A 6254-nucleotide genomic window follows, 5' to 3' on the forward strand; every position below is an offset into this window, starting at 1 on the left:
GGGGGGGGGGGGGGGGGGCGGGGGGGGGGGGGGGGGGGGGTTTTTGGGGGGGGGGGGCCCTCTTGGTGTTGGGGGGGGGGGGTTTTGGTGGGGGGGCGGGGCCCCCCGGGGGGGGGGGCCCGCGCGGCCCCCCGCCGCGGGCGGGGGAGTCAGAGCACCTTGGAGAGGAACGCCCTGGTCCGCTCGTGCTGCGGGTCGGAGAGCACCTCGCGCGGGTTGCCGGACTCGACCACCACACCGCCGTCCATGAACACCAGCGCGTCGCCGACCTCGCGGGCGAAGCCCATCTCGTGGGTGACGACGATCATCGTCATGCCCTCCTCGGCGAGGCCCCGCATGACGTCCAGGACGTCGCCGACTAGCTCGGGGTCGAGCGCGGAGGTGGGCTCGTCGAAGAGCATCAGCTTCGGCTTCATGGCCAGCGCGCGGGCGATCGCCACGCGCTGCTGCTGGCCGCCGGAGAGCTGGGACGGGTAGTTCCTGGCCTTGTCGGCCAGCCCGACCCGCTCCAGCAGGGCCATCGCCCGCTCCTTGGCGTCCGCCTTGCTCTCGCCCTTGACCTGGACGGGCGCCTCGATGACGTTCTCGATGGCGGTCATGTGCGGGAAGAGGTTGAAGCGCTGGAAGACCATGCCGATGTCCCGGCGCTTCATCGCGACCTCGCGGTCCCTGAGCTCGTACAGCTTGTCGCCCTTCTGGCGGTAGCCGACCAGCTCGCCGTCGACCCAGAGCCGGCCGGCGTTGACCTTCTCCAGGTGGTTGATGCACCGCAGGAACGTCGACTTGCCGGAGCCGGACGGGCCGACCAGGCAGAACACCTCGCCCTGCTTGACCTCCAGGTCGATGCCCCTGAGCACCTCGACCGGGCCGTACGACTTGTGCACGGCCTCGGCCCGCACCATCGGGCCGGCGGGCGCGGTGTCGGCGGGGGACTTCGTCAGATCGGTCATGCCGCACCTCCGCCTTCGCCGCCGCCGCCGTGGACGCCCGCGTTCGCAGGCTTCGCCGCCGGTGCCGACTTGATACCCCGGAACAGTCCGCTCATCCGCTGCAGCGGTGTCGGCGGCAGCGAGCGGTTGGAGCCGCGCGCGTAGTGCCGCTCGATGTAGTACTGGCCGACCGTGAGGATCGAGGTGAGGAACAGGTACCAGAGGCTGACCACGATCAGCAGCGGGATGCTCTGGAAGTTGCGCGAGTAGATGTTCTGCCCGGCGCGGAACAGCTCCTCCAGGGCGATGACGCTGACCAGCGAGGTGGTCTTCAGCATCGAGATGGTCTCGTTGCCGGTCGGCGGGATGATCACTCGCATCGCCTGCGGCAGGATGATCCGCCGCATCGCGTCGAAGCGGTTCATGCCCAGCGCCTGGGAGGCCTCCAGCTGGCCCTCGTCCACCGACTGGATGCCGCCGCGCACGATCTCCGCCATGTAGGCGGCCTCGTTGAGCCCGAGGCCCAGCAGCGCCGCCACGAAGGTCGGGATCAGGATGTTGGTCTCCTGCGACCAGAACGCCGGGCCGAACGGGACGCCGATCGAGAGCCTGGCCCAGAGGACGCCGAGGAAGTTCCAGAACACCAGCTGGACCAGCACCGGCGTACCGCGGAACACCCAGATGTAGACCCAGGCCGTGCCGGAGAGCAACGGGTTGGGCGACAGCCGCATGACGGCGAGCAGGATGCCGCCGACCACGCCCATCACCATCGCCAGCGCGGTCAGTTCGAGCGTGACCACCAGGCCGTGCAGGATGCGGTCGTCGAACAGGTAGTCGCCGACGACGTTCCACTTGAAAGCGGGCACGGTCACGACGGCGTGGATCAGCATGGCCGTGAGCAGCAGGATGACCGCCGCTCCGACCCAGCGTCCGGGGTGGCGGACCGGGACGGCCTTGATGGCTTCGGGCCGTCCGGGGGCGTCCGGCCCCTTGTGGGGAGAATTCACTGTGTGGCCTCAGAACAGGTCGCTGTGGGGAACAGGACGGCGAAGGTCAGCTGACAGCGGCGTTCAGCTGGGACTTGTCGACCGCGCCGGCCTCGACGCCCCACTTCTGCAGGATCTGCTTGTACGTGCCGTCGTCGATCAGCGACTGCACCGCCTTCTGGACGGCCGGGGCGAGCGCCGAGCCCTTGGCGAGCGCGATGCCGTACGGCGCCGAGTCGGTCGTCTCGCCGAGCTTCTCCAGCTGGCCGTTGGTCTGCTTGATCGCGTAGTCGATGACCGGGGAGTCGGCCATCATGACCTGGTTGCGGCCGGAGACCACGGCGTTGGTGACGTCCGTCTGGAGGTCGAACTTGTCGCCGTCGTTCGGGACGGTCGGCTTGCCGGCCTTGGTGCACGCCGGGTTGATGACGTCGACGATCGCGTCCGCCTGGGTGGTGCCGGTCTGGACGGCGATCTTCTTGCCGCACAGGTCGTCGGCCGAGATCTTGTCGGGGTTGCCCTTCTTCACCGCCGAGGCGGTGCCCGCGGTGAAGTAGGTGACCATGTCGACGGTCTGCTCGCGCTCCTTGGTGTCCGTGAAGGAGCTCATGCCGAGCTGGTACTTGTTCGCGCCGATGCCCGGGATGATCGCGGTGAAGCCGGCGTTCTGGACCTCGGCCTTCAGGCCCAGCCTCGCGGCGACGGCGTTGGCCAGGTCGACGTCCATGCCGACGATGGTGCCCTTGTCGTCCTGGAACTCGTTCGGGGCGTACGAGGCGTCGGAGCCGACCACCAGCTTGCCGCTCGACTTGATGTCGGCCGGGACGAGCGCGGCCAGTGCCGGGTCGGCCGTGACGGTGCTGACCGACGCGCTGCCGCTGGAGCCGGAGCCGCTGTCGGAGCCGCTGCTGCCGCAGGCGGTGAGGGCGAGGGAGGCGGACGCGAGGACGGCACAGGCCGTGAGGAGGCGGGTGCGCTGGGTACGAGCGGTCATGAGGGGGATCTCCTCCTGGGAGAGGTCGAGCGGAGTGCGCCGCAGGGGGAAGCGGCGCACCGATGGGCCGGCGGCCCGTACCGCGTTGTACTGGCGGGCCCGGGGGGTGCGGGCCCGGCCGTGGGTGCCGGATGGTGCTTTTCGGTGCAGGGGTGGTGCTGGGTGCTGATCCGCCACCCTCCGCCGAGGTGGACGTCGACCGAACCGCCTCGACCAGTGGCCGGCTCGATCCGAGTTGGGGGAATCCTGTCATCAGATGAACGTCAGAATGCCCTTATCCAGATCAAAATCGGATAACAAGGGGGCGTAGCGTCCGCTATTCGGACGAATATCGTGTCCCTGTCACCCTGTGTATAAGTATGCAGAGCGGCCCGCTCCCGGTCGGGAGGCACGGCCAGGTGGCCGCCCCCGGCTCGCGTCCCGGGCCCCCGTCACGGGGACGCCTGCGTGCGGGCGCCGCGCCTGCCGGAGATCTTGTCGCCCCGGCCGGAAAAAAAGGACATCTTTCCGGCCCGCTCTGCTGGGGAGGGCGGTGGGTGTGTCAGAATCTGCTATCGGGTGACCCCCGAAGCCCGAACACAGACCGCCGGGTCGCGACAGACCCGGGGTGCGTAGGACCGGAAGCCGAGGACGTCGGCTCCGTACCCGAGGCGCCAGCTCCCCTCCGTGTCTGCGTTCACTCCTACGGGTGTGCGTGTTTCTTCGACGTTGCCGCCTCCGGACCCGGGTGCTTCCGATGCCCGGTCTCCGTACGGCGGACGGCAATGGGATGAAGAGCACGTGACGAGGACGAAAAGGCATAGGTGCGATGCCTTCGTCCGACCTACGCTCGGGCCCGGAAGCACAGCGCAGACATAAGACCCAAAACCCTCACTAGAGGGCGCCGCCCGACGGCCGCGCCCCGATCCCGCCTCCGGGTCCGCTTCGGCGTACCCGGATTCCAGTTTCCCTGGACGGGGTCGCCCGCCCGTCGGACGCGCTCTCACATACCATGACGAAGAGGTCATCGTGGCAGCGGAGATCATCCACCCCAACACCCAGGACACCGTCGACCCCGTCGATGCCGTCTTCGCGCTCCACCGCGGCGGCAAGATGGAGATCCGGGCCACGGTGCCGGTGCGCGACTCGGACGACCTGTCCCTCGCCTACACGCCCGGCGTCGCCCGGGTCTGCACCGCCATCGCCGAGCAGCCCGACCTGGTGAACGACTACACGTGGAAGTCCAACGTGGTCGCGGTCGTCACCGACGGCACCGCCGTCCTCGGGCTCGGCGACATCGGCCCGGAGGCCTCGCTGCCCGTGATGGAGGGCAAGGCGATCCTGTTCAAGCAGTTCGGCGGCGTCGACGCCGTCCCGATCGCGCTGGCCTGCACCGATGTCGACCAGATCATCGAGACGGTCGTCCGGATGGCGCCCTCCTTCGGCGGCGTCAACCTGGAGGACATCTCCGCACCGCGCTGCTTCGAGATCGAGCGCCGGCTCCAGGACGCCCTGGACATCCCGGTCTTCCACGACGACCAGCACGGCACCGCGATCGTCAGCACCGCGGCCCTGTGGAACGCCGCGAAGGTGACGGGCCGTGAGATCGGCAGCCTGCGCGCCGTCATCTCCGGCGCGGGCGCCGCGGGCATCGCCATCGCCAAGATGCTGGTGGCCGCCGGCATCGGCGACGTCGCCGTCTGCGACCGCAACGGCGTGGTCCACGAGGGCCGGGGCGACCTGACCGACGTCAAGGCCGAGATCGCGGCGATCACCAACCGGACCGGCCTCAAGGGCTCGCTGGCCGACGCCCTGGACGGCGCCGACGTGTTCATCGGCGTCTCCGGCGGCACCGTGCCGGAGGAGGCCGTCGCCACCATGGCCAAGGGCTGCTTCATCTTCGCGATGGCCAACCCCACGCCGGAGATCCACCCGGAGGTCGCGCACCGGTACGCGGCCGTCGTGGCCACCGGCCGCAGCGACTTCCCGAACCAGATCAACAACGTGCTGGCCTTCCCCGGCATCTTCGCGGGCGCACTCCAGGTCCGCGCGACCCGGATCACCGAGGGCATGAAGCTCGCGGCCGCCAAGGCCCTGGCGGGCGTCGTCGCCGACGAGCTGACGGCGCAGAAGGTCATCCCCTCGCCGTTCGACGAGCGCGTCGCCCCGGCCGTCACCAAGGCGGTGGCCGAGGCCGCCCGCCGCGAGGGCGTCGCCCGCCGATAGCACCTCCACCGGGCCCGGGACACGCGGCAAGGGTCACACCCCCGCGTGGTTCCGGGCCCCGGCCGTCGCCGCTATCGTCCGTGACATGTTCGCTGCCTACGCCGCACGTATCGACGCCGACGACCCGCTCAGCGGGCTGGAGACCGGCGAGCTCCCGGACCCGGTGGCCCGTCCCGGCTGGAGCGTGGTGACCGTCCGGGCCGCCACCCTCAACCACCACGACCTCTGGTCGCTCCGCGGGGTCGGCCTGCCCGCCGAACGGCTGCCGATGATCCTCGGCTGCGACGCGGCCGGCGTCGACGAGGACGGCAACGAGGTGGTCATCCACTCCGTGGTGGGCCAGAGCGGCCACGGCGTCGGCCCCGCCGAGCCGCGCTCCATCCTGACCGAGCGCTACCAGGGCACGTTCGCCCAGAAGGTCGCCGTACCCACCTGGAACCTGCTGCCGAAGCCGCCCGGACTCACCTTCGCCGAGGCGGCCTGCCTGCCCACCGCCTGGCTGACGGCCTACCGGATGCTCTTCACCAACGCGGGGGTGAAGCCCGGCGACACCGTCCTCGTGCAGGGCGCCGGCGGCGGCGTCTCGACCGCCCTGGTCGTCCTCGGGAAGGCCGCCGGGCTGCGGGTCTGGGTGACCGGCCGGGACGAGGCCAAGCGCGCCCGCGCGGTCGCACTCGGCGCCGACGCCGCCTTCGAGAGCGGCGCCCGGCTGCCCGAGCGGGTGGACGCCGTGATGGAGACCGTCGGCGCGGCCACCTGGTCCCACTCCGTCAAGTCGCTGCGCCCCGGCGGGACGATCGTCATCTCCGGCGCCACCTCGGGCGCCAACCCGAAGGCCGCCGAACTCAACCGGATCTTCTTCCTGGAGCTCCGGGTGGTCGGCTCGACGATGGGCAGCAAGGAGGAACTGGCCGGACTGCTCGCGCTGTGCGCCAACTCCGGCGTCCGCCCGGTGATCGACTCCGTGCTGCCGCTGGCCGACGCCCGGGACGGCTTCGCCCGGCTGGCCGAGGGCGACGTCTTCGGCAAGATCGTCCTCACGCCGTAGTCCGCACGCCGTAGTCCGCACGCCGTAGTCCGCACGCCGTAGTCCTGACGCCAGCACGCGGCGGGGCCCGGCACCCCCCCCGAGGGTGTCTC

The 6254-nt window shown here is 70.6% G+C and carries 5 protein-coding genes; 2 read left to right on the top strand and 3 right to left on the bottom strand.

Annotated elements, in window-relative coordinates; genetic code table 11:
- Window positions 1-149 precede the first annotated feature (149 nt).
- From ACFUK0_RS39045 to ACFUK0_RS39055, 3 genes are read right to left on the bottom strand one after another with little or no spacing between them, the layout of a single operon-like run.
- Window positions 150-950: an amino acid ABC transporter ATP-binding protein gene (locus ACFUK0_RS39045; protein WP_380258639.1), complete on the bottom strand. Its 801-nt coding sequence runs from the start codon at window positions 948-950 to the stop codon at window positions 150-152.
- A complete protein-coding gene (locus ACFUK0_RS39050; RefSeq protein WP_380258641.1) occupies window positions 947-1936 on the bottom strand; it encodes an amino acid ABC transporter permease in 990 nt (329 codons plus the stop codon). Before ACFUK0_RS39050 ends, ACFUK0_RS39045 begins: the two co-directional genes overlap by 4 nt.
- A 46-nt stretch (window positions 1937-1982) precedes the next feature.
- Complete coding sequence (locus ACFUK0_RS39055) at window positions 1983-2909, bottom strand: ABC transporter substrate-binding protein (RefSeq protein WP_380258643.1); 927 nt, start codon at window positions 2907-2909, stop codon at window positions 1983-1985.
- A gap of 1008 nt (window positions 2910-3917) precedes the next feature.
- Between ACFUK0_RS39055 and ACFUK0_RS39060 the strand changes: the two genes are divergently transcribed.
- Together ACFUK0_RS39060 and ACFUK0_RS39065 are read left to right on the top strand one after the other, a co-directional pair.
- Window positions 3918-5114, top strand: a complete 1197-nt coding sequence (locus tag ACFUK0_RS39060) for an NADP-dependent malic enzyme (RefSeq protein WP_380258645.1) — start codon at window positions 3918-3920, stop codon at window positions 5112-5114.
- A gap of 85 nt (window positions 5115-5199) precedes the next feature.
- Window positions 5200-6162 carry a zinc-binding dehydrogenase gene (locus ACFUK0_RS39065; protein ID WP_380258647.1) on the top strand — a complete coding sequence of 321 codons (963 nt, stop codon included), beginning with the start codon at window positions 5200-5202 and terminating at the stop codon, window positions 6160-6162.
- Window positions 6163-6254 lie beyond the last annotated feature (92 nt).

Source organism: Kitasatospora sp. NPDC057223 (assembly GCF_042669755.1).
Classification (GTDB): domain Bacteria; phylum Actinomycetota; class Actinomycetes; order Streptomycetales; family Streptomycetaceae; genus Kitasatospora.